Origin of the sequence: Paraburkholderia sp. SIMBA_054, assembly GCF_046534875.1 — a bacterium.
Lineage (GTDB): Bacteria > Pseudomonadota > Gammaproteobacteria > Burkholderiales > Burkholderiaceae > Paraburkholderia > Paraburkholderia hospita.
The window spans coordinates 71,992-97,094 of the sequence record NZ_JAWRXV010000004.1; the positions used below are offsets into that span (position 1 = coordinate 71,992).

Genomic DNA, 25,103 nt, shown 5'->3' on the forward strand with positions numbered 1-25,103 from the left:
CCATTTATTGGCTACATGAATCAGGAACGCTTCGGCGCAGAGCCCAGTTCTTTGCTGAAGAAGGCGGCAACGTCAGCGATGACGTCCTGTCGTGACGCCAGTTCGTAGTGCGCGACGCCGCGGTAGCGTGTGACCATCGTGGGCACGCCCGCCGCGATCAGTCCGGCGGCGTAGCGCTCTGCCTCCACGTGCATCAGGTCGTTTTCCGCGCTGGCGATGAATGCGGCAGGCAGCCCCGCCAGACGCAGGGACTCGATTGGCGCGGCGTAGGGATGAAGCCTCAGCGACGCCAACGGCAGATACGCTCGATATCCGGACGCGCACTCCTCTGCGCACATATCTAGCGTTATCTCATCATCCAGATCTGGAAAGCGCGTCATACTTGGATCGAGCAGCGGCGCAAGCAGCGCCTGGGCACGAAAACGAAAAGAGGCACGGTCACGGACCATCGCCGCGAGACCTGTCGCCAGATTGCCGCCAGCGTCGTGCCCGGCGACAGCCATTCGCTTCGCGTCGGCATGAAGCGCGCGCGCATGGGTGACGACCCACTGTGCAGCGAGGAATCCGTCATGGAGCGCGGTGGGAAACGGAAATGCGGGCGCCAGCGAGTAACCCACCGAGACGACCAGTGCATGCACCTGGAGCGCGATCTGTGAGCACATTGGATCGGACTGCTCGGGCGTTCCTTTAACGAATCCGCCGCCGTGAAAGAAAAATACGACAGGCAACCCGTCGCGCCTGCCTGGAGGACGATAGGTACGCAAGCGGATGGCCTGTGCGTGGCCGTCCAGATCCACGTTCTGAATTTCGATCGCCTGTTCGACATTGATTGACATAGCCTGCAGGCCTGCGCCTTCCCGGATGTTTCGATGCGAGCAATTCTGTCCGAAGACGAAAAACAGATAAATGGTTATAATCCAGAACACTATTCACGGCAGCCGAAGAATCACCGGTATCTCCCGCCCTGCCGCGTCCGAAAGCGAGTTGCAGCTGATTTGTGTGAGGTAAGGGAATATGGACAAGCTCCTGGCGATGAAGGTCTTCACCAAGGTCGTCGAGATGAACAGCTTCGCTCGCGCGGCGGACGCTCTGGACATTCCGCGTGCGTCGGCCACCACCATCATCAAGAATCTGGAAGCGAATCTGCACACGCGCCTGATGCAGCGAACCACGCGCCGCCTGAACCTGACGCCCGAAGGCGCGGGATATTACGAACGTTGCGTGCGGGTGCTCGCCGACATCGACGAGATCGAGGACAGCCTCGCCAATGTCGTCAAAGGCCCTCGGGGCAAACTCAGAGTGGACATGCCCGGTTCGCTGGGGCGCTTGATCGTGATGCCACGCCTTGAGGAATTTCGCGAGCGGCACCCGCACGTCGAACTCATGCTGGGTTTCGGCGACAGGCACGTGGACCTGATTCAGGAAGGGGTCGACTGTGCGCTCCGGGTCGGCAATCTGGACGATTCCACACTGGTCGCACGGCGGCTCGGTGCCCTGTCGACCATCACTGCCGCCAGTCCGGCCTACCTCGCTCGCTACGGCGAACCTCGCTCACTCGAAGAACTCGAGCAACACGTCGCGGTGCACTATTTTTCCAGCCGTACCGGTCGAACCCTGGGCTTGAACTTCGACGTGAATGGCGAAAGCAGGGACATGAAAATGAATGGCGGCCTGGCCGTCAACGATGCAGACGCTTACGTCATGTGCGGCGTCAACGGTGCCGGCATCATTCAGGCGCCGTTGTTCATGCTTGCATCGCATGTCGAAGCGGGTGATCTCAAGGAAATACTCGCGCCGTGGAAAGTCCGCTCCATGCCGCTGTCTGCCGTCTATCCTCACAACCGGCATCTCGCCCCAAAGGTCCGGGTGTTTGTCGAATGGGTGGCGGAAATTTGCGCACAGTCCCCGCTTGCATTCGCGCGTAACCGTCCGCCGATTGACAGGACCCGTGACGACCGTCTGGCCGCGACCCAATCGCCGCTACTCGTCGACAAGGTCTATTCCGATGAGTTGGACATGGCAGTCAGCACCTGAACGCCGCAACCGGTGAAATCCGCGACGATTTTTCACTTCATCCGAACACAGATGTCGGCACGTGCATCTTTATCGCTCGCATGTCGCTTCATACACTTGCGCTCACGCTGTGGGCAATCGTGTCCGTCTATCTCCAACGTCACAACTCCACGATGAAATCGACCGTTCAAGCTCTCGCAATCGCGGCAATCTTCGCCACCCCGCTGTCCACCTACGCGCAGGCGAGTCAACCGCTCACTCAAGCGCCGGTACGCACGGCGCCCGTAGCCGCCGATCAGGGCAGCCCCTCGGCACAGAGCCTTCGCACGCCGGGTCACTCAGCCGCCACGGACGAAGCGGGCTTTGGTGGCGACCCGAGAGGTACGTCGCAAACGGGTGGGAGCGGCGATACGACGGTTAGCTCTTATTCGCCACCCATTCGTATCGCGCGTTAAGCAGAGCAGTCAGCCAGCGGGCTCCCCGTGCGCGAGCCGCGCTAAAACAGAAAGAGGCGTCTCTGCGACGCCCCTTCTCGTTGCAGCGCGACACCACCATCGTCATGCGCTCGACGTTTCCCTGCCCCACAGATTTGACGCATACAGAGACTCGTCGAACTCGGCAGGCACGTCAGCGGCGAGCCGTTGCGCGTGCAAATCGATATCGCCGAGAAACAGGTCGCGGCTGATGCGGCGAACCACGGCGGGAATATCGCGCTTCATGCTCGGCACATCGCCGACAGGCACGCCTGCGCTGACGAATCCCGCAGGGTTGTACACATGAATGTCCTTCAGATACGGCGCATCGCCCGGAATCTTCTCTTTGTATTCGAGCGCGTGGCCGAGATACGGATGAGCGCCTAGCCCGTCGTCCGCCTCGTCGCCGGACGGCGTGAACTGGTCGCGCCACAACAGGATGTGCGACGCGAAACTAGCCAGCTCAGGACGCGCGGCGGGATCGATGAAATAACCTGTGCCCGCAATGGCGAAGTCGAAGCGAAACGTCTCGCCGGACACGGCACCCGCAATCTGCCCCGACGCTTCACGCGCGCTTTCCCACTGCGCGCCGAGATGCAGATGGAAGTTCTCGAAGCGCGTCACGCGCTCGATCGAATCCGGCGGTGCGGTCGAACCCGAGCGTTTGAAGCGCAACGCCTGCGCCCAACGCAACGCGTCGGGCAGATCGAAGTAGTTGTCGTATGCGCCCGGATAGGCGCGCGCACGTGATACGGGCGTGGCCGCAAGCGTCGTACGGCGCGCGAACAGGTGCACGCCCGCTGCGCCCACCTCGAGCGCGGTCGCGGCGGCATCGAACGCAGAGGCCGCGCCGCCCAGCACGGCAACCGACTTGCCGCGCAAAGCCGCGAAATCGATTGGATCGGACGTATGCGCAACAAGCTGCGGCGGCAAGTTCTGGAGCACCGCCGGCACGAATGCGCCGCCATTGCCTGCGACGCCATTGCACAACAGCACCTTGCGCGCCGTTTCGACACGCGCGACGCCGTCCACTTCGAGATGGAGCGCGAAATGCGTGCCCTTCGGCTCGATTCGCACGAGACGCGTGCCATAGCGAACCGGAATCTCAAGAAACGCGCGATACCACGCGAGGTATTCGGCCCAGCGCTCTCGCGGAATGCGGTCGATGTCCTGATACGACGCCGCGCCGAAGCGCGCTTCGTACCACGCACGAAAACTCAAACCCGGTAAGCCGCCTTCAGGCCCGACAAGGGTCTTCGGCGTACGCAGCTTGTTCATGCGCGCACGGTTGAGCCATACGCCCGCCTTCGCCGCATCCGCCGCCGCATCGATCACGCTGACGCGGCCAATGCCCGCGCGCCGCAGCGCAAACGCGAACGCACAGCCCGTCTGCCCCGCGCCGACGATAAAAACGTTGTGATCGACGCCCGGCCGGTCCGGCACCCAGTTGTCGGGCGCGGGTCCGAGCAGATCGAGCGTACGGCGTGCATCGAGGTCCACATCGGCAGTCTGTGTCATGGGTCAGTTTTCCTTGTTGGCGGCGTATTGCCGGTGCCATTCCTGCAACCGTTGCGACGGCGGCATGTGCCACTTGTTGCCTTCGTCGATCAGAAAACCGCTGCGATGCCAGTCCTTGACGATCTTGTCGAAGGCGGCAACGGTATCGGTCTGTCCTTTGCGCACCCAGATCACGGAAGGCGACGGAATCAGCTCCGTCGGCATCGGCGATTCATAGTCCTTCCATTCACCCGATGGGTTCGCAAGACGCGCCTCTATGCCCGGCGTCACGTGAACCGACGCGACGCACGTTCCGCCGCGCAGCGCGAGCAGCGCTTCGGGCATGCCCTTGAATGCCTTGACCTGTGCGCCGTATTGCTCGATCAGCGGCTTCGTGTAGTTGCTGCCTTGCGAGACGCAGACGGGCTTGTCGCGCAGATCCTTCCAGTCGTGGATGCCCCCGTCCTTGTGCACCATCGCGCTGCCGCCGATCTCTTCGAAAGGCGTCGGCACGTAGCTGAGTATCTCGTCGCGCTCCTTCGTGTACTGCATGCTGGCGATCAGCGCATCCACCTTGCCTTGCTGCAGGAACTGCACGCGGTTCGGCGGCGTCACTTCGATCGCTTCGAACTTCACGCCGAGATGGCTCGCGAGGCTTTCGCCCAGCTCGACGTTGTAGCCGATGGGCTTGCGCGTCGCGGGATCGAGCGTGCCGTAGGTGCCGTCGAGCACGACACCGACGACCAGTGTGCCGCGCGCCTTGATGCGCTCCAACGTGGCGTCCGCGTGCGCGGTGCCTGTCGATGCGATGCATGCGACGACGGAGGACAAGAACGTGGTTGCGCGCAGCGCGCGCTTCGAAAGACGGGCGATCATGAACGCGTCAGCTCGGGAAGAAGATCCGCACCCGACGATTGCGCATCGATGCGGAAGTGTTGGAGTTCGTCCGGCGCGCACTGCGCGATGAGGCCCGTTTCCCATGCCAGATAGGCGCGCGCGGCATCGAGGTTGCCTTCGTGCCGGTCGTGGACGAAGAACAGATAGTCGATGCGTTCGCTGTCCGGCGGCGACGCCTGCGAGGCTTCGAGTGGATAGCCTGCCTGTTTGAAGGTGTCGAGGCCCGCCTCCGCGATCGATACGCTTGTGAAACCGGCTTCGCGCAAATCGAGCGCCGCAAGCGCGGCCAGTTCAGTCGAATCCGCGAATAGCACGATGCGTTCGGATCGCGCCGCGCTCTCCAGCGTGTCGGGCAACTTCGGACGAATCGACCAGCGCGCGCCTTCTGGGTGGCCGTCGCGATGCGCCGCGCTGGAGCGCAGATCGATCAGATGCAAGCCGTGGGTGCCTCGCAGCGTGCGCAGTTCGTTCGCATCGATCTGGCTTTCTGCTATGCCTTGTGTTTCAACAACGGCGCGATGCAATGCCTTTGCCTCTTGCGCTGGAACGAGCGCCGTTTCGATGCCGAGTTGCACGAGCCATGTGGCGATGACAGGCGCGCGCACGCCGTCGTGATCGACCAGCAGCACACGCGCATTGCGTACGCCGATCGTCTGATCCGTCGCCTGAAGGAGCTGGCCGCCCGGCGCGTGCACGGCAGCTCGCACGCCGTCACGCGTGAACTCATCGGCGCTGCGTACATCGAGGAGATAGGTGGTGCGATCCGTCGCATCGAGCCATGTCTGCGAGCGCTTTGCGTCAAGCGTTTTCAGCGAGAAGCGCTCCACCAGTCTGGAAGCACGCTCACGCGCGGCGGCAGATGCACGTTCATCGACCGTATCGGGATAACGTCTCACGCTGCCATGCTCGAGTGTGAGGCCCGCAAGCGCCCAGCCTTGCGTGCCGTTTTCCAGCGCGACGACGCGATTCGGCAAACCGAAGCTACGCAGCAATTGCGCACCGATTATGCTGCGCGTCCGACCCGCGCAATGAATGACGACGGGGGTCTCGGGATCGCCTGCAAGTGCGCCGATACGGTAAGCCAGTTCGCCGTTTGGGCAGCTCACCGCGCCGGGTATCGTCATCTTCCTGTGTTCTTCGACCGTGCGGCCGTCGAGCAGCACGAGCGGCTTGCCTTCAGCCTGCAAACGTGCGAGTTCCGCCGCCGAAACGCGCGGCGTGTCGTACGCATGCTCAACCAGTTCGCCGAAGGTTTTCGACGGCAGGTTCACGCCTTTGAACAGCGTGTAACCCGCAGCGGACCATCCGGGGGCGCCACCTTGCAACAGAAAAACCCGCGTATAGCCCAACGCATGCAGCCGCCGCGCTGCGCGCCGCGCAATCGCTTCGTCGTTCGCGCCATCGTCGAGCAAAACGACGCGCACATCGCGGCGCGGCGCGAGCCGGCTCACGTCGAGTTCCAGCCTGCTATACGGCAGCGGAATCGCGAAGAACGGATGACCTTCGCCGAACTCGCCGGCTTCGCGCACATCGAAAAGCGCGATCTCGTCGCCGTCGTTCAGCCATTCGCGCACGGTGGTCGCAGGTATCAGCGAAAAACTGTCTGTCATTCGGAATAGAGGCAATGAAGTGAGAGTGACCGCGTCTATTGCACGACGCGGCGAAACGCCTGCTTCAGATCATCAATCAGATCCGCAGGATCTTCGAGGCCGACATGCAGGCGCACGACCGGCTCGCTGCCGCGCCAGTAGCTGTGTTCGCGCACACGCGACGGTGGGGCGATCAATGCAAGGCTTTCGTAGCCGCCCCAAGATGCGCCAATGCCGAACAAACGCAGCGCATCGATGAACGCACGCGCCTTGTCGTGGTCCGCATGTCGCAACGCGAACGAAACCAGCCCATTGGCACCCGCAAAATCGCGACGCCAGAGTGCGTGGCCGGGATCGTCAGGCAACGCGGGGTGAAACACGCGCGCAACCGCATGGCGCTCCGCCTGCAAATACTGCGCGACTTCAAGCGCATTGCGGCCATGTTGCGCGAGACGCACCGCGAGCGTGCGGATGCCGCGCAGCGCGAGATAGGCATCGTCCGCGCCCACGCTCAGGCCGAGTGCATCGTGCGTATCGCGCAGCTTCCGGGCAAGCGTCGCATTGGCCGTCGATACCGCGCCCTGCATCAGATCCGAATGCCCGCCGAGATATTTCGTGGTGGCCTGCAGCGAGATATCCGCACCGAGCGCAAGCGGCCGATACAGCAGCCCCGCGCCCCACGTGTTGTCGGCCGCGAGCAGGATGCCGTGCTCGCGCGCAAACGTGGCAAGCGCGGGCAGATCGATCACTTCGTAAAAGAACGACGATGGCGACTCCACGTAGATCAGCCGCGTGTTCGGTCTGACGTGCGCTGCGGGCACGCCTTCGCTCGCGCTGAAATAGCTGAACGACACGCCGAGCCGAGTAAGCAGCGGCTCGGCGCGCTCGCGCACCGGTCCATAGACACTGTCCTGCACGAGTACGTGATCGCCCGGCGACAACAGCGCGATAAACACCAGCGTGATCGCCGACAGACCAGAAGGCGCGAGCAGCACTTCACTTGCGCCTTCCAGTTCACCAATCGCGGCTTCGAGCGCGCGATGCGTCGCCATGCCGTGCCGTCCATACGTGCCGACAGGTTCGCCCGCTTCGCGCCGATGATGCAGCTCGACGCGATCTGCGTCGCTCTCGAAACGCACCGTACTCGTGCGTACGACGGGCACGTTGACGGGCGCCGCGCCGTCTTCGAACGGTGGCGCGCCGGCGTGCAGAACGCGTGTCAGCAGATGGTCGTCCGTTGCCGCCATCAGCCGACCGCCTGCGTCGCGCGTTGCATGTGCGTCGCGTTATAACGCACGACGACGCCCGTGCCGGGCTCGAAACCGAGCCGACCCGTCAACGTTTCGAGCGGACGGCCATACAGATGGAAATGCAGCGTCGGTTCCGCGCCGCCGACGTGAATGCTGTGGATATCGTCCGGCAGAAACGCGATCGGCACGCCGGGCCGCACGACCACTTCATGCGACAGTTCGAGTTGCGCGCGCTCCGGGTCGCGGCCATCGTCCGTGCGCCGGTAGACGCGGTTCAGCTCCGCACCATCGATGGCGGCAATCACGGCCCATGTGTCGTGGTTGTGCGGAATCGTCGTCTTGCCCGGCAGCAGTGAATTCAGATACAGCGCAAAGCCGTCTTCGCCGGGATTGAGCCGGTAGCGCGTCGACGTGTCGCCGCTGTCGCGCTGCGGCGGCGGGAAATCGGCGGCATCGAACAGTGTGCGCTGCGTCGCGAGTTCCAGCAGCTGCGCGCTGATCGCGGCGAGCGCATCACGCGTGACGCCTTTCTCTTCAATGATCTTGCGCGCATCGGCAAGCAGCGTCTGCACCGCTTCGCGGCGTTGCGCACCGACGGCATCGATGGTTTCGTTCGTGATTGTGCTCATGGTCGTGAGGATGATTGATCGTTGAAAATTCACGCGTCGTCCTGCACGCGCCGCCGCGCGCGGCTTGTGCGGTCCTCGCCACGGGCGCGCTGCAGAAAGAGTCTGGTTCGCTCGTGGATGGGATCGTGAAAGATCTGCCGTGCGCTGCCGTGCTCGACGATCACGCCACCTTCCGTGAAAAACACTTCGTCGCTGATGTCTTCGGCAAAGCGCATTTCGTGCGTGACGAGCACGCAGGTCTGCCCTTCGTCGGCCAGTTCACCGATCACGTTCAGCACTTCGCCGACCGTTTCGGGATCGAGCGCCGACGTCACTTCGTCGAACAGGATCAGGTCGGGCCGCATCGCGAGCGTGCGCGCAATCGCGACGCGCTGCTGCTGTCCGCCCGACAGCGCGCCCGGATACGCCTTCGCCTTATCGGCGAGACGGACCTTCGCGAGCAGCGCGTGCGCGTCGCTCTCGGCTTCCGCGCGGCTGCGCCCGAGCACGCGCATCGGCGCGATGATCAGGTTCTCCACCACGTTCAGATGCGGAAACAGGTTGTATTGCTGGAACACAAAACCGATCCGCTTGCGCAGAGCGATGCGTTGCGCGTCTGTTCTCTGCGCGCGCACATCGATGCCATCGACGTAAATCTCACCGCTCTGGGGCGCAACCAGTCCGTTGACACAGCGCAAGATCGTCGATTTGCCCGAACCCGAGGGGCCGATGATCGACACGGCCTGCCCGCGTCGGACGGACAGATTGATGCCATTGAGCACGGGCGTGTTGCCGTAGGCGAGGCGCACGTCGCGCAGCGCCAGCAGCGCGTCTTTCGCGCCGCGCACCTTCGCGAGTGCCGCCTGTTCATCGATGGCAATGCGATTCATACGGCCTCCGTAGCGAGTGTGCGCGATGCGTCCTTGCCGACGCTGTCATGCGTGGGCTCCGCGACAGCCGCCGCGTTGGGCGCGAGGCCGATACGCGCTGCACGCTCCGAAAGAATGAGTTGTGTCATCCGCTGTCCTGTCGTCAGTGCTGACCGGCCGAACCAACGCATCGACGTCGAACGCCCACTCAGCAGCCGATCATTCTAGAAACGAGAACGTCATTCGCTAACCAACGAATAGACGAAACCATATTCGGCGATCTGCTATGTGCACGAAAACCACGCCTCGGCATTCGGCGCCGCGTTTTAGCGTCTGTGTGCTTTGCTTAGCAGATTCATTTCGTTTGCTGCGCATCGGGATTGGCATAGCGTATGCCGTCGCAGTGGCGCATTCACTGCCACGACGCATGCGCCCATTCCTTTCATTTATCCGATCGCTCATGACATCCAGCAAAGCGGCATATAACAAACGATTCGCGGCTCTCTCCCTGGTTGCGGCCCTTTCCGCTACGGCAATCAGCGCACCCGCTCACGCGGACCAGACGCTCGACAAGATCAATTCGCGCCATGAAATCGCGGTCGGCGTGCTGATTGCGGGCAGCCCATTCGGCTCGCTCGATCCGCAAACCCAGCAGCCGCGCGGCATGAATGTCGATCTCGCGAACGATATCGGCAAGCGCCTCGACGTGAAGGTACAACTGGTGTCCGTGCAACCATCGACACGCGTGCAGTTCCTGCAGCAGGGCAAGGTCGATATCCTGATCGCGAACATGGAATTCAACGCGCAGCGCGGTGAGATTCTCGATCACGTACCGACGCCGTACTACCGCGTCGGCGGCACGGCCATTACGCCGAAATCGAGTGGTATTACGAAGTGGGAAGACCTGCGCGGCAAGCCCGTGTGCATTTCGCAGGGCAGTAGTTATATCCGGCCTGTGGTCGAGAAGTACGGTGCCGTGCCGCACGCGTTCCCCGGCGCGTCCCAATCGCTGCTCGCGCTGCGCGGCGGCAGCTGCGTCGCGGCAGTGCATGACGCAGCACCGCTACTTTATCCGCTACAGCAGCGTGATCCCGAATGGCATGACTACCGCACGCTGCAACCGGAACTCGATCCTGCGCCGTCGGTGATCTGGGTGCGGCAAGGCGAAAAGGACACGGCAGCGAAGCTCGACGCGATCGTGCGTGACTGGCATCGCACGGGCTGGCTGATCGACGATGAAGCGAGAAACGGTCTGACGCCGCCTTCGCCGGCGCTGGCCGAGTGGCATCACCAATTGCCTGCCGAGCAGTGAGCATGGCTGTCTCGCTTCATGCGTTCATCGACGCAGCCGCGCGCGCCGGCCTCGACTATCGCTTTCTGTTAGACGCCTATGAGCGCGTGCCGTTTCTGCACGGGATCGTGGTGAGCATCGAGCTGGTCATCGCAACGATAGCAGGCAGCGCGCTTGCGGGCTTGATGCTGCTCATCGCGCTGCGTCATCGCAATGCATGGATCGCGGCGCCGGCGCGCGCCTTCGTCGAGCTCACGCGCAATACGCCAACGCTCGTTCAGCTGTACTGCGCGTTTCTCGTGCTGAACATGCTGATCACGCAGTGGCTGCGCGAGAGCCACATCGACAACCCGTTCAAGCCGTTCTTCTGGGTCGTGCTGGTGTTGTCGCTGCACAAGGGCGCGTTTCATGCGGAAGCATTGCGTGCGGGCTTCGATGCGCTGCCCGTGCAAACGCTCGAAGGTGCGGCCTCGCTCGGCTTCGATCGCAGGACGCGCTTCTGGCGCATCGAATTGCCGCTGGCGCTTCGCACGGCATTGCCGGCGCTCGTGAACAACTTCGTGGAGCTGGTCAAGGCGACGGCGCTTGCATCGGCGATTGCCGTAGGCGACGTCACTTATCAATCGATCATGATCTGGACGCAGCGCGACAACGTGCTCGCGTTGATGATCGTCATTCTGTTGTTCTTTGGTTTGCTCACATGGCTCGTCAGCCTTGCGGGGCGCTGGCTCGAACGACGTTTATGGATTCCCGGTTATGGCGCCTAGATCGGCTGCACCGCCCTTTTCCGATATCGAATCGCGCCGCGATGGGCGTGCTCGCCGCATCACGCGAGCACGGGGACCTGCCCCCGGCGTCGCCGCCGCGCTCGGCGTGCTGATCGTCGGCGCGCTGCTCTGGACGTTCGCGCCTGACTCGGGCTCACGAGGCGAAACGCTCGCGCGCTTCGTCGAGTGGGCACCCGCGCTCGCGCATGGCTTCGCGTTGAACGTACTGATCAGCGTCGGCGCGGTGGCGATCGGCTCGATCCTCGGTCTTGCGATTGGCGCGCTCGGACTCGCGCCCTCGCTGCCGGGACGCATCGCACGATTCTGGGTTCAGGCCTTCCGCAATGCGCCGTGGCTGGTGCTCGTGTACTTCACGACTTATGTCTTTCCGTTCGAGTTCACCCTGTTCGGCAAGACGCTGCCGTTTCCGGACTGGCTCAAGGTGACGCTCGCACTTGCGCTGCCCGCAAGCGCCAACATCGCCGAGGTATTTCGCGGCGCGGTTGCATCGATAGCGACCACGCAATGGGAAGCCGCCGGTTCACTGGCATTCTCTCGCGCGCAGATTCTGCGGCATATCGTGCTACCACAATGCGTGCGCCGCATGTTGCCGCCGTGGATGAACGTGTATGCCATCATCACGATGGGCACCGCCTTGTCATCGCTGGTCGGGATCCACGATCTGATCGACACCGCGCAAGTAGCGAGCAGCACAGTAGCGAGGTCCAGCTTCACCGTCCTCACTTATCTGGCGACGCTGGTTATTTTCTTTACCTACTGCTATCCAATCTCACTCTTCACCCGGTGGCTCGAGAAGCGGATTGCCAATCCTTAGGGGTTGTTGCTCGCAGGGCGGACGCAATGCGATGCCAGGCCACCTCTAACAAACTCCACGAAAATCCGACACGACGGCAGGACCGCACGGCACAATCCTGTTGACCCTGCCCTTGGGGTCACCCTCATGCTAACTGGCACTCGTCAACTAACAGAGAGGTGACAGATGACTTCTTCCACCCGCTGTCTGAACGCGTCAGAGGCAGCCAGACGACTCGGCGTATCCGTCAAGGCGTTACGGCTTTACGAACAGCAAGGGTTGCTGCGTCCGGGCCGAACGGCAGCTGGATATCGGTCGTACGGTGACAGCGATATGGCCCGCGCCGCCGAAGTCGTTGGCCTGCGTGCACTCGGCCTCAGCCTTGCCGAAGTTGCCCGCGTTCTGGATGGCGATCCTCGAGGTTTGGGCGCCGCATTGGCAGCGCACGAAACCGCACTGGGAAATCAGGTTCGCGAACTGGTCGCGAGGCTCGACAAGGTGCGAAAGCTCCAGTCCGATCTCGCGCAAGGCCAGTTGCCAGGTGGCGGAGAACTGACCGGGCTGCTCGATCGGACAGGCCCGAGTGTCGGTTTCGAACTGCCGTGGCCTTGGGGCGCGGAATGGTTCGAGTTGCGGGACATTCGCCCAGTGAACTACATCATCGGATCGCTGGGAAGCGGGAAGACACGGCTCGCGCGGCGCCTCGCCCAAACGCTGGAAGGCGCGGTGTTCCTCGGTCTCGACCGGCTCGACAATGAAGGCGCCACGGCAGCTGCGTTGCTGAACGACGATGCCGATCTCAAGTCGCACGTCGATCAGGCGTTGGCGTGGCTCGTCGACGAAGGCGCAAGCGCTTCCAAAGCGCTGACCGCTTTGCTCGTCGGGCTGGAAAGTGAAGCGCCTCATGCGCTGATCGTCGATATGATCGAACAGGATCTCGATCAATCCACCCAGGAGGCGCTGATCACGTATCTGCGCCATCGCGCGAAAACATCGGGACGCCCCGTGTTCCTGCTGACGCGCTCGTCGGCCATCCTCGATCTCGCGTTAGTCGGACCCGACGAAGCCATCATTCTTTGCCCCGCCAATCACAGTCCTCCTACTCGCGTGGCGCCGTACCCGGGTGCGCCAGGCTACGAGGCTGTCGCCACTTGCCTGGCATCGCCCGAGGTGCGTGCGAGAGTCGCACGCAGTCCGGAAACCGTGTGACCGTCGTCCGCACGGTGTTTGCAGGCAAGCGCTTATCCCGCAAGCGGTTCGACCTCGCGCGTGCGCCCGGCGGCGCCCTCCTCCTTCGCGCGCCGCAACGACGGAGCGGACGACATCAGCAAGCGCGTGTACGCGTGACGTGGCGCGACGAAGAGCCGCTGCGCGTCACCCGCTTCGACAACGCGTCCGTCCTTGAACACGAGCACGCGATCGCTGACGTGCCGGATCACGTCGAGATCGTGCGAAATGAACAGCAGCGACAACCCCAGCTCAGCCTGCAACGTGCCGAGCAGATCGAGCACCTGCGCCTGCACGTACACATCGAGCGCCGACACGGGCTCGTCGCAGACGATCAGCGCCGGCTGCGGTGCAATCGCGCGAGCAATCGCCACGCGCTGCCGCTGTCCGCCCGACAGCGATAGCGGCCGCCGTTCGAGATGGCTCGCATCGAGCCCGACCTGTTCGAGCAGTTCGACGCTACGGTCCCGCACCTGCTGCGTACCCAGGCCCGACGCCGACAGCGCTTCCTCGAGCAATTGCCGCACGCAGTAGCGTGGATCGAACGAACTGAGCGGGTCTTGCGGAATGTATTGCAGCTTCGGGCGCAGCGCGCGGCGCGCCGGCTCGCGCACTCCCTCGCCGTTCCACTGCGTGCCGAGAAAGCGCACATGGCCAGCCGATGGTGTCGCGAGCCCCAACACGAGCTTCGCGCAGGTGCTCTTGCCCGAACCCGATTCGCCGACGATACCGACCACTTCGCCGCGCTGCACGTCGAACGACACGTCGTCGAGCGCGACGAAATCGCCCGTGTCGGCTCCACCACCCGCGTTCCAGTTGCCCGCGCCTCGCCGCCCATAGCGCTTGCCGAGCGCTTCGACCTGCAACAGCGTCTCGCGCGCAGCGCTTTGCCGCGGCGGCAACGGGTCGCGCACGATCAGCGACGCGGCATCGGCACGCCCCTGCGGCGCACTGTGCCCGCCAGCATCGAGACGCGCCGACGTCAGCCGCTGCCCGCGCGAATGCGCGGACGGCTGAGCGGCGATCAGCCGGCGCGTGTAGGCATGCGCGGGATTCGTCAATACGTCGTGCGTCGCGCCGCTTTCGACGACCTCGCCGCGATGCATGACCAGCACGCGGTCCGCCACCTCCGCCACGACGGCCAGATCGTGCGAGACCAGCAGCATGCCGACACCCTCGCGCAAGCGCGCGGCGAGCACGTCGAGAATCTGGGCCTGCACGGTCACGTCGAGCGCGGTGGTCGGCTCGTCGGCGATCACGAGCGCCGGGCCCGCGACGATCGCCGACGCGATCAACGCCCGCTGCCGCAAGCCACCCGACAGCTCGTGCGCATACTGCTGCGCGCGGCGCTCCGGCTCCGGCATGCCGACATCGCGCATCGTCTCGTGCACGCGCGCCCGGCGTGCTTTGCGCGAGCCTGACGGCGTGTGCAGCGCAAGCGTCTCTTCGATCTCGGCGCCGACCGTGCGCAACGGATCGAGCGACACCAGCGCGTCCTGCATCACGAGGCCCGCGAACCCGCCGCGCACGCTGCGCCAGTCGCGTTCGCGGAATTGCAATGCGTGTCGTCCGTCGATCACGAACTGCCGCGCCGCGATTCGCGCGCCGTGGCCGGCAAGGCCGATCAGGCTGCGCGCCGTCAGACTCTTCCCCGAGCCCGACTCGCCGACGAGCGCCACGCATTCGCCCGCGCGAATCGTCAGATCGACGCCCCGCACCAACAGCTGGCCGTCGTTCGCATCGGCAAAACCGATCTCGAGTCCGCGTACGTCGACGAGCGTGCGCGCGGTGGAGAAATCGTTCTTCATCGCGCTTTGACTCCATAGACGCGGGACAGATGTTTGCCGATCACGGAAAACGCGACCACCGTCAGCGTGATCGCCATGCCGGGAAACACGCTCGGCCACCACGCGACGCGCAGCACGTCGCGGCCTTCGGCGAGCATCACACCCCATTCGGGCGTCGGCGGTTGCGGGCCGAGACCGAGAAAGCTGAGACCGGAGACGGCGATGATCGCGCTGCCGATGTCGATGGTCGCGATGACGGGCACGGCCGCCAGCACGTTCGGCAGGATGTGGCGCAGGAAAACCTGGCGGCGCGACAAGCCCCAGACGACGGCATGCGTCACATAATCGGCGCGGCGCACCACCAGCGTCTGCGCGCGCAGCACGCGCCCGAACTTTGGAATGCCCGCAATGCCGACGGCCACCGCGATGTTGACGATGCCCTGGCCGAGAAAGGTCACGACGAACAGCGACAGCAGAACAGGGGGAAACGCCGACAGCACGTCGAATACGCGCGACGCGCTCTCGTCGACGGCGCGCCGTCCGAGCCCCGCCGTCATGCCGACCACGAGACCGATCAGCAAACTGACGATCATGCTGGCAAGGCCAATCAGCAGCGAATAGCGCGCGCCATAGACGACGCGCGCAAACACGTCGCGGCCGATGCGGTCCGTCCCGAACCAGTGCCCGGCGCCGGGCGCCTGCATCGCGTGCGCGACATCGCTGACGAGCGGATCGTAAGGCGTGACGACGCGCGGAAAGGCCATCGCGAAAGCGAGCGCGACGAGAAACGCAGCCGACACCAGCACGGCTGCGGGCAGCCGCTTCGCAAGCAGGGACCGGCGCTGCTGTCCAACGGCAACAGATGAGAGCTCGCTCATGATGCGCGCAGCCTGGGATCGATGAACAGATACAGCACGTCGAGCAGCGTCGAGATCGCGACATGCACGAAGGCGGCCAGCAGCACGACGGCGAGCACGACGGGCACGTCCTGCGACGTCACCGCCGTCAGCGTCACGCTGCCGATGCCCGGACGGCCGAACATCTTCTCGGTGATCACCGCGCCGCCCAGCAGGCCGCCGATCAGCCATCCGCCCAGCGTGACGACGGGCAATAACGCATGCCGCAACACATGCCGCGTGCGCAGCACGAGTTCGGAGACGCCGCGCGCCCTCACCGTCGTCACGAAGGGCCGTTCGAACACGGACTCCAGCGCCTCGCGCATGACCTGCGACAGCACGCCTGCCGTCGGCAGCGCGAGCGTGACGGCGGGCAGCACGAGCGAGCGCCAGCCAGCCGCGCCCGACACCGGAAACAGCCGCCAGTGAAACGAGAACACAATCAGCAGCAATAGCCCGAGCCAGAACACGGGCGACGACGTGAACAGCAATTCCAGCGCCGACGCGACGCGGCTCGCCCAGGCGCCGCGTCCCGCAGCGACACCCGCCGTCGAGGTCGCGACGAGCAGCGCGAGGACGATGGCGAGCACGCCCGCTGCGCACGCGAGCTGGATGGTCGGCCACAACTGGCTGCCGAGCACGGCGAGCACCGGCTGCTGCATGACGAACGACGTGCCGAGATCGCCGCGCGCGAGGCGCACCAGGAACTCTCCGTATTGCCATGGCAGACTGTGATCGAGGCCCCACTGCGCGGCGATCGCCTCGCGCAGGCCCGGATACGCGAGGTCGCCCGCCAGCACGTCTTCGATCCGGCCCGGCAGCGCGTGTATCGCGAGGAACGCCGTGGTCGCCGCGAGCCACATCACCAGTACGCCCGTCAAGACGCGCGTGACAATCTGCTTCAGCACATCAGCCTCCCTGCCTGTCGACCCAGATTTCGTACGCACTCGCCGGGCCGTCGAGTTGCGGCTCGAAGCCCACGCCATGAACCGTCGACTTCGCGGCGAGGTGATAGGCGGGTGCGAAGAGCGGCACGATGAACGCTTCGTCGACCGCGCGCTTCTGCACGAACGCGAGAAGCTTGCGGCGCTCGTCGCCGATGGGAAGCAGCCGCGCCCGGTTGATCGTATCGACGATGCTCTGGTCGGGCGTTTTGATCGCGTTATAGAGGAAGCCCCGGTCGCCCAGCATGTCCCACAACTCCATCGCGACATCCGACGGATTGTCGGTGTTCGGGTAGATGGTCCAGTTGCCCGTCGCCTTCTGGTTCGCGAAGTCGCCCGCCGTGGTGACGCGCAGCCCGAGATCGAGGCCGATGTTTTGCCGCAGCGCCGACTGGATAGCACGGATCAGCACGTCGCGGCTGTCGCGCACATAGGGCTGCGGGTAGCCGACTTCGATCGACAGCCGCTTGCCGTCCTTCGTGCGAAAGCCCTCGCCGTCGCGCTTCGTCCACCCTGCTTCGTCCAGCAGACGGTTGGCCTGCTTGACGTCGTTGCCCCACGAATGCTTCAGGTCAGCGTTGTAGTCGGGGTTGTCGGGCCCGATGTTCGACCATGCGCGCTGCACCGTGCCGAGATAGACGCTCTTGACGATCGCATCGAGATCGAAGCCATCGCGCAGCGCACGACGCACGTTGACGTCGCTGGCGGGCGGCACCGTGTAGTTGATGTTCAGCGTGAACGAGGTCGTCGCGGACGGTCCCGTCAGATACTGGAAGCCGTCAACCTTGTCGAACACGGCGGCGTCCGTCGGCTGCACGCCTTCGATCAGGTCGACCTGCCCCGAACTGAGCGCGCCCGTGCGCACGGCAGCCTCGGGAAGAAAGCGATAGGTCACTTGCTCCAGCCATGCCGTGCCCTGATGCTGCGCATTTCCCGGCGCCCACTTGTAGTCGGCGTTGCGGGTGAAGGTCGCCGATTGTCCGCGCTGGTAAGCACCGAACACGAACGGCCCCGTGCCGACGATGCCGGGGCCGCCGCCGCACAGATCCTTGTTTTCCGCGAGCGACTTGGGCGAGATGAAACCGAGCTTCACGCTCGACAGCGATTCCAGTGTCGTGGAATCCGGCTGCTTCATCACGAGACGCGCGACATACGGCGACACCACCTCGACGTGATCAAAATGCACCAGCAATGAAGCCGATGCCGACGTCGTACTGACGTTCTTCAGGATGTAATCGAAGTTGGCTTTCACGGCGTTCGCATCGAACGGTGTGCCATCGGTGAAATGCACGTCGTCGCGCAAGTTGAACGTGTAGCTCTTGCCGTCGTCGGCGACGGTCCACGATTTCGCGAGCCATGGCGCGTACGTGCCGTCCGTCTTCTTGCTGATCAGCGAATCGATGTAGTTGCGGATAACCCAGAAGGCGTTCTGCTGTGAAGCGCGGTGCGGATCGAAACATGCCGGCTCGGTCGTCACGCCCCATGTCAGCGTGCCGCCCGCGACAGGCTTCAATGATTGCGCGCGTTGCGTTGTCGTGTCGGCGTCCGATTTGCTGCAGCCGCTCAATGCGAGCAAAGCGCCGGCAGCCAGAGCGCCGAGTAATGCGAAAGTGGCTTTCTTCGGGTTGAATGCGCGTGCGCGGGTAGAAGCGTCGTGAATCATCGGGAGAAGTTGGGAGATTAATCCCACAGCGTAATTAAAGACTTTCGCGTTCTCCAACGAATCAATCTTGCTAACGATAGCTGACGCGTACGCAATGTGAAAAGCGCGCTCGCTTTGGTGATGATTTACGCCAATATCGCGCCGCCCATATCCGTGATGTTCTCTATTTCTTGAGAATAGCCACTTGCTTAGCAGACTCACTCAATTGCAAAGCGCAAGATATCCTAACCTTTCGTCTCCGGCGAACCCGGCTGGCGTACGTAGTCAATGTTTCACACGCGTTGCGCAAGACGACGAACCAGGCGGTCGCCCGCAAACTGCACGGCCGTGACGATCGCGATCAGCAACACGATGACCGTCACCATCACGGTCGTGTCGAAACGTTGGTAGCCATAGCGGATCGCCAGATCGCCGAGCCCGCCCGCGCCGACGGCGCCCGCCATCGCCGACGAGCCGATCATCGCGACGACCGTGATCGTGAATCCGCCCAGAATGCCCGGCAGTGCTTCCGGCAGCAGCACGTGCCAGATGATGTGGCGGCGCTGCGCGCCCATCGCTTGTGCTGCTTCGATGAGACCGCGATCCACCTCGCGCAGGCTCACTTCCGCGACGCGCGCAAAGAACGGAATCGCCGCGATGGAGAGCGGCACGATCGCAGCCCATACGCCGATCGTCGTGCCGACCAGCACGCGCGTGAGCGGCAACAGCGCGACGAGCAGGATGATGAAGGGCGTCGAGCGAAATGCATTGACGAGCGCGCCGAGTGTCGAATTCACGGCCCGCCGTTCGTAGATGCCGCCGCGCGTGGTCGTGACCAGCACCAGCGCGAGCGGAATGCCGACGATCAGCGCGACGAACGCCGAAATGCCGACCATCAGCACCGTGTCGCGAATCGCGCCCGTCAGCTCCGAAAGCCAGAGTTCAGACATAGCCGAGTACCTCCACGTGATCCGCGTGTCGCCGCGCACGCTCGATCAGTGCGGCGATGCGGCTCGCGAACGCGCCTGCCTCGCGCTCAGGCCCGGACAATTGCGCCGCCACCACGAGACGCCCCTGCGCATGACCCTGAATGCGATCGATGCCGCCGTGCACGAAGCTCACGCGGCCGCCGTCCACGGTCAACGCCGCGCTCAGCGCCGTGAGATCCGGATCGTGGCCGTTGGCGCCCGTGTAGCGCACGTCGAGCAGAACATCGGTGGCATCGCGCGGCAATGCATCATCGCTCGCGGGCTTGATGCGTGCGGCGAGATCGTCCGGAAGATCGTGCACCAGCGTGCGCAACAGCGCGCGCGTCGCAGCGTGCTGCGGCGCGCCGAACACGCGCCACACTGCACCCGTTTCGACTACGGCACCCTGTTCGATCACGGCGACGGTATCGCACACTTCGCGTATCACGGCCATCTCGTGAGTGATCAGGACGATCGTGAGACCGAGACGCCGGTTGATATCGCGCAGCAACGCGAGAATGGACTGCGTCGTTTCCGGGTCGAGCGCGGAGGTCGCTTCGTCGCACAGCAGAATGTCGGGATCGTGCACCAGCGCGCGTGCAATGCCGACACGCTGCTTCTGCCCGCCTGAAAGACTCGCCGGATACGCATTGCGCTTGGCCGACAAGCCGACGAGTTCGAGCAGGGCAGCGACTTTCTTCTCGACGGCTGCTTTGGGCACGCCCGCGATCCTGAGCGGCAACGCGATATTGTCGTACACCGTTTTCGCCGACAACAGATTGAAGTGCTGGAAAACCATGCCGATGCGCCGCCGCAACGCAACGAGCCCGCGCTCGTCGAGTTCGCCGACGCTCACGCCGTTCACGCGCACCGCGCCCGACGTCGGCTTTTCGAGTCCATTGACCAGACGCAGCAACGTCGATTTACCCGCGCCGCTGCGGCCGATGATGCCGAATATCTCACCACGGCGGACATCCAGCCGCACGTTCGCCAACGCGATTGAAGGCTCGCCATGTGCTGTGGAAAATACCTTGCCTGCATCGTCGAAGACGACGGCGGGCACGGCGTCGTCCCGCGGCGCCGGCCTGATGGCAAGCGCCGGGCTCTCTTCGATGAAGCCCGCTACGTCGAGCAGATGGGTCATGTCGTCGGTTCCTTTTCAGGCGGCTGGTTCACGCGAGCGCATCGGGCACGCGCGTGCGGCCCGCAACGAACGTCGCATCACCACGCAACGGCGTACAGGTTGCCGAACGCCTTGTCGAGCGCTGCGCGCACGGCGGGCGAATGCTGATAGATCGAAATGAACTTGCGGATGCGGGGGTCGTTGGCGCTTTCCGGACGCACCACCCATTGAATCGCGAAGTTCTTGTTTTCGAGGCCATCGAAAAGCAATGCGCTATTCGGGTCGGTCGTGCCTGCGAGCTTGATGAAGCTCGGGTAGCCCTGCGCGAGGTCGACGTCGTCGAGCGAGCGCGCCAACTGTGACGCTTCGAGCGCAACGATCTTCAGGTGCTTCGGGTTATCGACGATATCCAGTGTGGTCGCGCGGTAGTCGACACCCGGCTTCAGCTTGATGAGTCCGGCGCGTTGCAGCAGCAACAGTCCGCGACCGCCGTTGACGGGGTCGTTCGCAATCGCAACCGTCGCACCATCCTTGAGATCTTCGAAGCGCTTGACCTTCTTCGAATACAAACCGATCTTCATGATCGTGCCAGGCGCGATCGGCACGAAGTCGTATCCGCCCTGCTTCTTCGCGTTTTCGAGGAAGGGAATGTGCTGGAAATAGTTGACGTCGATGTCCTTGTTGGCGAGTGCGGCGTTCGGCGTATTCCAGTCCGTGAATTCGATGATCTTGACGTCGAGGCCTTGCTGTTTGGCCTCCTGAGCCGCGATTTTCAACGCTTCGATTTGCGGGCTGGTTGCCGTGCCGATCTTCAGGGTCGACGTGTCGGCGGCAAAAGCGGGAGCGGCATTGAACGCGAACGCAACGAGGATGGCGTGGATTGCCGGCCTGTTCCGCGCAAAGAAGACACGCCTTAATGCGGACACAAATTGACTCATGCTCTACTCTCGACAATGGGATGTTCCGGTTCCGGGCGCGTGCGAATACGGGCGTGTTGGTTACGCCTCGATGGGATCGCAATGCTCGGGAAGACTGTCTGTCCGCCGGCGATAGGCGGCGCGTGCGGACGGCCGCCGCGCTGGATCAGCGCCGACAGTGGGAAACGGGACGGGTCATGGGATGAATCATTGCCTCTCTCCAAATGAGGTCAACCGATCATAGAGGGGCGCAGAAAAGCGGTCTACCAAGCGATTAGCAAATGGAAATCGCGAAACGCGATATGTGAGCGTCAGTCGACGGGGCTCTTTTTCAAGCTGAGTTCTCGATTTGACATTCGACCGTCATCGCCACCGCTGGACTACATTTAATTGAATGAGTAATCTGTGGGTGCAGGATGATGTTTGTTGGCTACGCCGACCTTCACCTTCGTCCCGGGGAGGACTCATGGAAGTGAGCACCGAAACGCTTGTCGACATGCTCGGAGAAGTCGAAGCAGAAGATCCCATCGACTACGCGGACCTGCCGTTTGGAGAGCAGGAACTCAAGCGCCTCATTGTCAGTTCGCTCGTTGAACGTCACCACAACGTGGAGACCGGCATGTCCGTCTCCGATATTCATGCGTTGTATCTGCTGAGCACCGCAAAGCTCGTCCTTGAAAACACCGTGCTCCATGCACGATTGCTGCTTCTTCAAGGGCATCAACTCGACATCGAGTCCCTGTTGGCGCCCTTCACCCTCAAAGGAAAGCGTAGCTAACTGACAGCACCCGGCCATGGGCGACATACCCCACACCCGGTAGGGTACCTGGCCGTTTCCTTTTTCCGTCGACGCTCACGGGCCGAAGTAGTGGCCCAATGAGCCCGCGTTTCAGTCCAACTTGCGACTGCTGGCTGCCAGCAGCCTGCGTGGGCATGCGCATTGCGCTACAGGAAGTCTACCCATCAGGAGCAAAATCATGACACCACTCGACCCTAACACGCAGTCACAGTCCCAGTCACAATCGGCGGACCAGGGTGCGGGTATTGTCGGCATTGGCGTCGGCGACGGCCCCGGGCCGGACGTGATGGCTGCATCCACACTGGATGGAACCCAAGTCGTAACGGCCGACGGCGAGCATGTCGGCAAAATTTCGGACATCATGCTCGACGTTCGCGACGGGCGGATTGCGTATGCCGTGCTATCGGAAGGCGGCTTTCTCGGCATGGGAACGACGCTTCACGCCATTCCATGGAGCGCACTGACGCTGAACGTCGATGAAAAAGTCTTCCTCGTCAACCTGATGGCAGACGAAATCAAAAACGCGCCCGGATTTGACAAGGACCACTGGCCCTCGATGGCAGACCCGCAATGGGGTTCGTCCGTCCATCAATACTACCGGCAACAGCCTTACTGGGACGCCACGCGTGATGTGGTAGAGGGACGGCCCAGCAATCTGTAACTGTCTGGACAACCTCGATGAAGCATGGCCGTAACGCCCGCCGCTGGCAGCGGGCGCAATTCACGGTCAACCGATGAGCCTGCGATACGCGCTGAGATGCCGCAAGAGCCCCTGCTGGTCGCCGCGTATCTCACTGAGCCGGGCAAGGTTGAAATGCGCGTCGGCATGCGCGGGGTCGAGCTGGAGGCATCGCTCGTAGCCTTCCATCGCCGACCCGTAGCGTTTCAGCTCCTCCAGAGCGACAGCGCGGTTGAAATGCAGCAGCGCATCGTCGGGAAAATGCTCTAGCGCGCGCTCGAACACGGACAGCGCTTCTTCGCAGCGCGTTTCGGTCTCGCAAAGCAGCACACCGAGATTGGTGTAAGCGTGGTAGTGCGGTGTGTCGGCCAACTCGAGCACCTTGCGGTACGCCTGCTCCGCGCCGACGACGTCTGAGCCGGTGAGCTGCTCTGCCAGGGCGAACCATTCCTCGGCCTGTTGCTCTTTGTTTCGCAGCGTGCGGGGCGCAGTGTCAAGAAAGGCAACGTCGCCCCGAAGCGGTGCGACCTCGAAATCGAGCAGATGCTGCCCTGACGTCGCGTCCCATTGGGATTGCCCCGTCTTGACCGCAATGGTGTCGCCGACGGCCGTGATACGAATGCCGGAAAGGGGGAGCTCTTCCGGAAGGTCGGCCTTCAGCTTGGCAAGCGCGCGCAAAATCTTGCGGGAGGTGATTTTCGCCGCTTGCAACTGAAATGCTGTGCGCAAAACGACGACGTCCTGGAACGTAAAGCGCAACTCGTTGCGCCGACCGCGAGAAGGCTCAACGAATCCGGCTGCGATTAGCCCGGAAAGCACACGTCGCGAAACGCCGAGCAACGATTGAAGGCTGCGCAGCGAGTAGTCGTGTGATTGATTGCGGCTGCTCACTTTCGGGCTCGAACCTTTGCCGGCGGCGCTTCTTTGACTTCGGGCGTCGATGCGGCTCGCCTGGCTGGCCGACGGGGTTTGGTGCAAGCACCGCGACATCAACAGGCGCAGCTTTCTTTGACGCAGGCGTCTTCGCTGGCCCGGCTCTCTTCGTCTTGTTGGCGCTGAGGCTCGCGCGAAGCGCCTCCATGAGGTCGATTACCTGACCGCCCGAGTCCTCGGCAGACGCTTCTGGCGACACGATCTGCTTACCGGCAATCTTCCGGTCTATGGCTTCCAGAATCCGCTTCTTTTCCTCGTCTTCGTATGCCGACGGGTCATAGGCATCCTCTGAAACCTGGTCAATTATCTGCAGCGCGAGTTGCAACTCAGTATCCGTCACGGCTATCTGCTCGATGTGCAAGTCGGCCAGTCCGCGCACTTCGTCTGCGAACAACAACTGCTGAAAAACCATGCCTTCATCGGCCGGCCGTATCTGAACGATACGGGTCTTGCCCTTGGACGACCATTTGGCCAATGCGCAGCGTTCACTTTCTCGCATGGCTTGCTGCAGAAGGCAGTATGGTTTGCCGCCGCGCTTGTCGGGAGCGATGAAGTAGGCCTTGTCGTAATAGAGCGGATCGACTGATTTTTCCGGGACAAAAGAGACAATTTCTACAACGTGCGTCGCACCTTCTTCCAGGGCTTTGAGCTCTTCCGGTGCGAAGACGACGAATTGGCCCTTCTCGAATTCGTATCCCTTCTTCATGTCTACCCGCGCCACGACTTCGCCCGTGGCCTCGGAAATGTACTGTTGCTTCACGCGACCGCCCTCTGGCGTCAGCAGATGGAAGCCGACTCCAGATGCCGTCTCGGTCGCCGAATACAGCTTCACCGGAATGGAGACCAGCCCGAAGGAAAGCGTGAGAGATGCGATTGAACGCGCTGTCATGACATTCTCCTGGTGGCCACCGGATGCGGTCGAACGGCGGGTACGAAGATCCGGCTCGTCGACCCGGGCGGCTGGGCGCGGCCTTGACTGGACGCCGTGCCGCACCCGTTCGTCGAGCAGTTGAGCACTTGATGTGCCTATTCTACGACCAACCTGCATATCGCCCCTTCAATGGCGCGGACCCGCATGAGGCAAGGTCCGCCGGATAGAGGTCTTGCGGACTCCGGCATA

At 63.1% G+C, this 25,103-nt stretch carries 24 protein-coding genes and 1 pseudogene; 8 read left to right on the top strand and 17 right to left on the bottom strand.

Annotated elements, in window-relative coordinates; genetic code table 11:
• Positions 1-20: 20 nt before the first annotated feature.
• On the bottom strand, positions 21-836 hold the full coding sequence (locus SB822_RS06295; RefSeq protein WP_410854321.1) for an alpha/beta hydrolase: 816 nt from the start codon (positions 834-836) through the stop codon (positions 21-23).
• A gap of 178 nt (positions 837-1,014) precedes the next feature.
• Here SB822_RS06295 and SB822_RS06300 point away from each other — a divergent pair, with 178 nt between their 5' ends.
• Both SB822_RS06300 and SB822_RS06305 read left to right on the top strand, forming a co-directional pair.
• Positions 1,015-2,034, top strand: coding sequence for a LysR family transcriptional regulator (locus tag SB822_RS06300; RefSeq protein ID WP_007580909.1), 1,020 nt, complete (start codon positions 1,015-1,017; stop codon positions 2,032-2,034).
• 152 nt (positions 2,035-2,186) lie between these two features.
• On the top strand, positions 2,187-2,468 hold the full coding sequence (locus SB822_RS06305) for a hypothetical protein (protein ID WP_410854322.1): 282 nt from the start codon (positions 2,187-2,189) through the stop codon (positions 2,466-2,468).
• A 102-nt stretch (positions 2,469-2,570) separates the two neighbouring features.
• Here the strand turns inward: SB822_RS06305 and SB822_RS06310 are convergent, their stop codons facing one another.
• From SB822_RS06310 to SB822_RS06340, 7 genes are read right to left on the bottom strand one after another with little or no spacing between them, the layout of a single operon-like run.
• Entirely contained in the window at positions 2,571-4,004 is a 1,434-nt protein-coding gene (locus SB822_RS06310) for an NAD(P)-binding domain-containing protein (RefSeq protein ID WP_410854323.1), read from the bottom strand.
• Between the two features lie 3 nt (positions 4,005-4,007).
• Positions 4,008-4,859, bottom strand: a complete 852-nt coding sequence (locus SB822_RS06315; protein ID WP_410854324.1) for a transporter substrate-binding domain-containing protein — start codon at positions 4,857-4,859, stop codon at positions 4,008-4,010.
• Complete coding sequence (locus tag SB822_RS06320) at positions 4,856-6,490, bottom strand: rhodanese-like domain-containing protein (RefSeq protein ID WP_410854325.1); 1,635 nt, start codon at positions 6,488-6,490, stop codon at positions 4,856-4,858. The genes SB822_RS06315 and SB822_RS06320 overlap by 4 nt, the downstream gene beginning before the upstream one ends.
• A 35-nt stretch (positions 6,491-6,525) precedes the next feature.
• Positions 6,526-7,716 (bottom strand): cystathionine beta-lyase, encoded by a 1,191-nt coding sequence (gene metC, locus SB822_RS06325; RefSeq protein ID WP_410854326.1) that lies wholly within the window; start codon positions 7,714-7,716, stop codon positions 6,526-6,528.
• Complete coding sequence (locus SB822_RS06330) at positions 7,716-8,348, bottom strand: cysteine dioxygenase family protein (protein ID WP_079501014.1); 633 nt, start codon at positions 8,346-8,348, stop codon at positions 7,716-7,718. Before SB822_RS06330 ends, metC begins: the two co-directional genes overlap by 1 nt.
• Positions 8,349-8,377: 29 nt before the next feature.
• On the bottom strand, positions 8,378-9,217 hold the full coding sequence (locus tag SB822_RS06335; protein WP_410854327.1) for an amino acid ABC transporter ATP-binding protein: 840 nt from the start codon (positions 9,215-9,217) through the stop codon (positions 8,378-8,380).
• Entirely contained in the window at positions 9,214-9,345 is a 132-nt protein-coding gene (locus tag SB822_RS06340; RefSeq protein WP_410854328.1) for a hypothetical protein, read from the bottom strand. Before SB822_RS06340 ends, SB822_RS06335 begins: the two co-directional genes overlap by 4 nt.
• Positions 9,346-9,656: 311 nt before the next feature.
• On the opposite strand from SB822_RS06340, the gene SB822_RS06345 reads away from it, so the two are divergent.
• The 4 genes from SB822_RS06345 (at position 9,657) to SB822_RS06360 (ending at position 13,277) form a co-directional block, all read left to right on the top strand.
• A complete protein-coding gene (locus SB822_RS06345) occupies positions 9,657-10,508 on the top strand; it encodes a transporter substrate-binding domain-containing protein (RefSeq protein ID WP_039900301.1) in 852 nt (283 codons plus the stop codon).
• 2 nt (positions 10,509-10,510) lie between these two features.
• On the top strand, positions 10,511-11,254 hold the full coding sequence (locus tag SB822_RS06350; RefSeq protein ID WP_007580918.1) for an amino acid ABC transporter permease: 744 nt from the start codon (positions 10,511-10,513) through the stop codon (positions 11,252-11,254).
• Positions 11,244-12,089 carry an amino acid ABC transporter permease gene (locus SB822_RS06355; protein WP_007580919.1) on the top strand — a complete coding sequence of 282 codons (846 nt, stop codon included), beginning with the start codon at positions 11,244-11,246 and terminating at the stop codon, positions 12,087-12,089. The genes SB822_RS06350 and SB822_RS06355 overlap by 11 nt, the downstream gene beginning before the upstream one ends.
• A gap of 165 nt (positions 12,090-12,254) precedes the next feature.
• A complete protein-coding gene (locus SB822_RS06360; protein WP_410854329.1) occupies positions 12,255-13,277 on the top strand; it encodes a MerR family transcriptional regulator in 1,023 nt (340 codons plus the stop codon).
• A 32-nt stretch (positions 13,278-13,309) separates the two neighbouring features.
• On the opposite strand, the gene SB822_RS06365 is transcribed toward SB822_RS06360, so the two are convergent.
• From SB822_RS06365 to SB822_RS06395, 7 genes are all read right to left on the bottom strand, one after another.
• The gene (locus SB822_RS06365) at positions 13,310-15,103 is read right to left on the bottom strand and encodes a dipeptide ABC transporter ATP-binding protein (protein WP_410854330.1); all 1,794 of its coding nucleotides are present in this window, start codon (positions 15,101-15,103) and stop codon (positions 13,310-13,312) included.
• On the bottom strand, positions 15,100-15,960 hold the full coding sequence (locus SB822_RS06370; RefSeq protein WP_091777148.1) for an ABC transporter permease: 861 nt from the start codon (positions 15,958-15,960) through the stop codon (positions 15,100-15,102). Before SB822_RS06370 ends, SB822_RS06365 begins: the two co-directional genes overlap by 4 nt.
• Entirely contained in the window at positions 15,957-16,886 is a 930-nt protein-coding gene (locus tag SB822_RS06375) for an ABC transporter permease (RefSeq protein ID WP_079488026.1), read from the bottom strand. The genes SB822_RS06370 and SB822_RS06375 overlap by 4 nt, the downstream gene beginning before the upstream one ends.
• Before the next feature lies 1 nt (position 16,887).
• Positions 16,888-18,585 carry an ABC transporter substrate-binding protein gene (locus SB822_RS06380; protein WP_410854331.1) on the bottom strand — a complete coding sequence of 566 codons (1,698 nt, stop codon included), beginning with the start codon at positions 18,583-18,585 and terminating at the stop codon, positions 16,888-16,890.
• Positions 18,586-18,857: 272 nt separating this feature from the next.
• The gene (locus SB822_RS06385; protein ID WP_007580930.1) at positions 18,858-19,514 is read right to left on the bottom strand and encodes a methionine ABC transporter permease; all 657 of its coding nucleotides are present in this window, start codon (positions 19,512-19,514) and stop codon (positions 18,858-18,860) included.
• A complete protein-coding gene (locus SB822_RS06390) occupies positions 19,507-20,676 on the bottom strand; it encodes a methionine ABC transporter ATP-binding protein (RefSeq protein WP_410854332.1) in 1,170 nt (389 codons plus the stop codon). The genes SB822_RS06385 and SB822_RS06390 overlap by 8 nt, the downstream gene beginning before the upstream one ends.
• A gap of 77 nt (positions 20,677-20,753) precedes the next feature.
• Positions 20,754-21,593: a MetQ/NlpA family ABC transporter substrate-binding protein gene (locus SB822_RS06395; RefSeq protein WP_007580934.1), complete on the bottom strand. Its 840-nt coding sequence runs from the start codon at positions 21,591-21,593 to the stop codon at positions 20,754-20,756.
• Between the two features lie 445 nt (positions 21,594-22,038).
• Here SB822_RS06395 and SB822_RS06400 point away from each other — a divergent pair, with 445 nt between their 5' ends.
• Together SB822_RS06400 and SB822_RS06405 are read left to right on the top strand one after the other, a co-directional pair.
• Positions 22,039-22,350, top strand: a complete 312-nt coding sequence (locus tag SB822_RS06400) for a hypothetical protein (RefSeq protein ID WP_007580936.1) — start codon at positions 22,039-22,041, stop codon at positions 22,348-22,350.
• A 199-nt stretch (positions 22,351-22,549) separates the two neighbouring features.
• Positions 22,550-23,032 (top strand): PRC-barrel domain-containing protein, encoded by a 483-nt coding sequence (locus SB822_RS06405; protein ID WP_086915565.1) that lies wholly within the window; start codon positions 22,550-22,552, stop codon positions 23,030-23,032.
• A gap of 66 nt (positions 23,033-23,098) precedes the next feature.
• On the opposite strand, the gene SB822_RS06410 is transcribed toward SB822_RS06405, so the two are convergent.
• Both SB822_RS06410 and SB822_RS06415 read right to left on the bottom strand, forming a co-directional pair.
• The gene (locus SB822_RS06410) at positions 23,099-23,941 is read right to left on the bottom strand and encodes a tetratricopeptide repeat protein (protein ID WP_086915566.1); all 843 of its coding nucleotides are present in this window, start codon (positions 23,939-23,941) and stop codon (positions 23,099-23,101) included.
• Positions 23,938-24,872, bottom strand: a pseudogene (locus SB822_RS06415) (Ku protein). The gene SB822_RS06410 and the pseudogene SB822_RS06415 overlap by 4 nt, the downstream one beginning before the upstream one ends.
• Positions 24,873-25,103: the final 231 nt, after the last annotated feature.

Excerpts from the sequence above, each read along its gene's own strand:
- SB822_RS06295 (WP_410854321.1), bottom strand. The coding sequence starts at position 836 with ATGTCAATCAATGTCGAACAGGCGATCGAAATTCAGAACGTGGATCTG.
- SB822_RS06300 (WP_007580909.1), top strand. The coding sequence starts at position 1,015 with ATGGACAAGCTCCTGGCGATGAAGGTCTTCACCAAGGTCGTCGAGATG.
- SB822_RS06305 (WP_410854322.1), top strand. The coding sequence starts at position 2,187 with ATGAAATCGACCGTTCAAGCTCTCGCAATCGCGGCAATCTTCGCCACC.
- SB822_RS06310 (WP_410854323.1), bottom strand. The coding sequence starts at position 4,004 with ATGACACAGACTGCCGATGTGGACCTCGATGCACGCCGTACGCTCGAT.
- SB822_RS06315 (WP_410854324.1), bottom strand. The coding sequence starts at position 4,859 with ATGATCGCCCGTCTTTCGAAGCGCGCGCTGCGCGCAACCACGTTCTTG.
- SB822_RS06320 (WP_410854325.1), bottom strand. The coding sequence starts at position 6,490 with ATGACAGACAGTTTTTCGCTGATACCTGCGACCACCGTGCGCGAATGG.
- metC (WP_410854326.1), bottom strand. The coding sequence starts at position 7,716 with ATGGCGGCAACGGACGACCATCTGCTGACACGCGTTCTGCACGCCGGC.
- SB822_RS06330 (WP_079501014.1), bottom strand. The coding sequence starts at position 8,348 with ATGAGCACAATCACGAACGAAACCATCGATGCCGTCGGTGCGCAACGC.
- SB822_RS06335 (WP_410854327.1), bottom strand. The coding sequence starts at position 9,217 with ATGAATCGCATTGCCATCGATGAACAGGCGGCACTCGCGAAGGTGCGC.
- SB822_RS06340 (WP_410854328.1), bottom strand. The coding sequence starts at position 9,345 with ATGACACAACTCATTCTTTCGGAGCGTGCAGCGCGTATCGGCCTCGCG.
- SB822_RS06345 (WP_039900301.1), top strand. The coding sequence starts at position 9,657 with ATGACATCCAGCAAAGCGGCATATAACAAACGATTCGCGGCTCTCTCC.
- SB822_RS06350 (WP_007580918.1), top strand. The coding sequence starts at position 10,511 with ATGGCTGTCTCGCTTCATGCGTTCATCGACGCAGCCGCGCGCGCCGGC.
- SB822_RS06355 (WP_007580919.1), top strand. The coding sequence starts at position 11,244 with ATGGCGCCTAGATCGGCTGCACCGCCCTTTTCCGATATCGAATCGCGC.
- SB822_RS06360 (WP_410854329.1), top strand. The coding sequence starts at position 12,255 with ATGACTTCTTCCACCCGCTGTCTGAACGCGTCAGAGGCAGCCAGACGA.
- SB822_RS06365 (WP_410854330.1), bottom strand. The coding sequence starts at position 15,103 with ATGAAGAACGATTTCTCCACCGCGCGCACGCTCGTCGACGTACGCGGA.
- SB822_RS06370 (WP_091777148.1), bottom strand. The coding sequence starts at position 15,960 with ATGAGCGAGCTCTCATCTGTTGCCGTTGGACAGCAGCGCCGGTCCCTG.
- SB822_RS06380 (WP_410854331.1), bottom strand. The coding sequence starts at position 18,585 with ATGATTCACGACGCTTCTACCCGCGCACGCGCATTCAACCCGAAGAAA.
- SB822_RS06385 (WP_007580930.1), bottom strand. The coding sequence starts at position 19,514 with ATGTCTGAACTCTGGCTTTCGGAGCTGACGGGCGCGATTCGCGACACG.
- SB822_RS06390 (WP_410854332.1), bottom strand. The coding sequence starts at position 20,676 with ATGACCCATCTGCTCGACGTAGCGGGCTTCATCGAAGAGAGCCCGGCG.
- SB822_RS06395 (WP_007580934.1), bottom strand. The coding sequence starts at position 21,593 with ATGAGTCAATTTGTGTCCGCATTAAGGCGTGTCTTCTTTGCGCGGAAC.
- SB822_RS06400 (WP_007580936.1), top strand. The coding sequence starts at position 22,039 with ATGGAAGTGAGCACCGAAACGCTTGTCGACATGCTCGGAGAAGTCGAA.
- SB822_RS06405 (WP_086915565.1), top strand. The coding sequence starts at position 22,550 with ATGACACCACTCGACCCTAACACGCAGTCACAGTCCCAGTCACAATCG.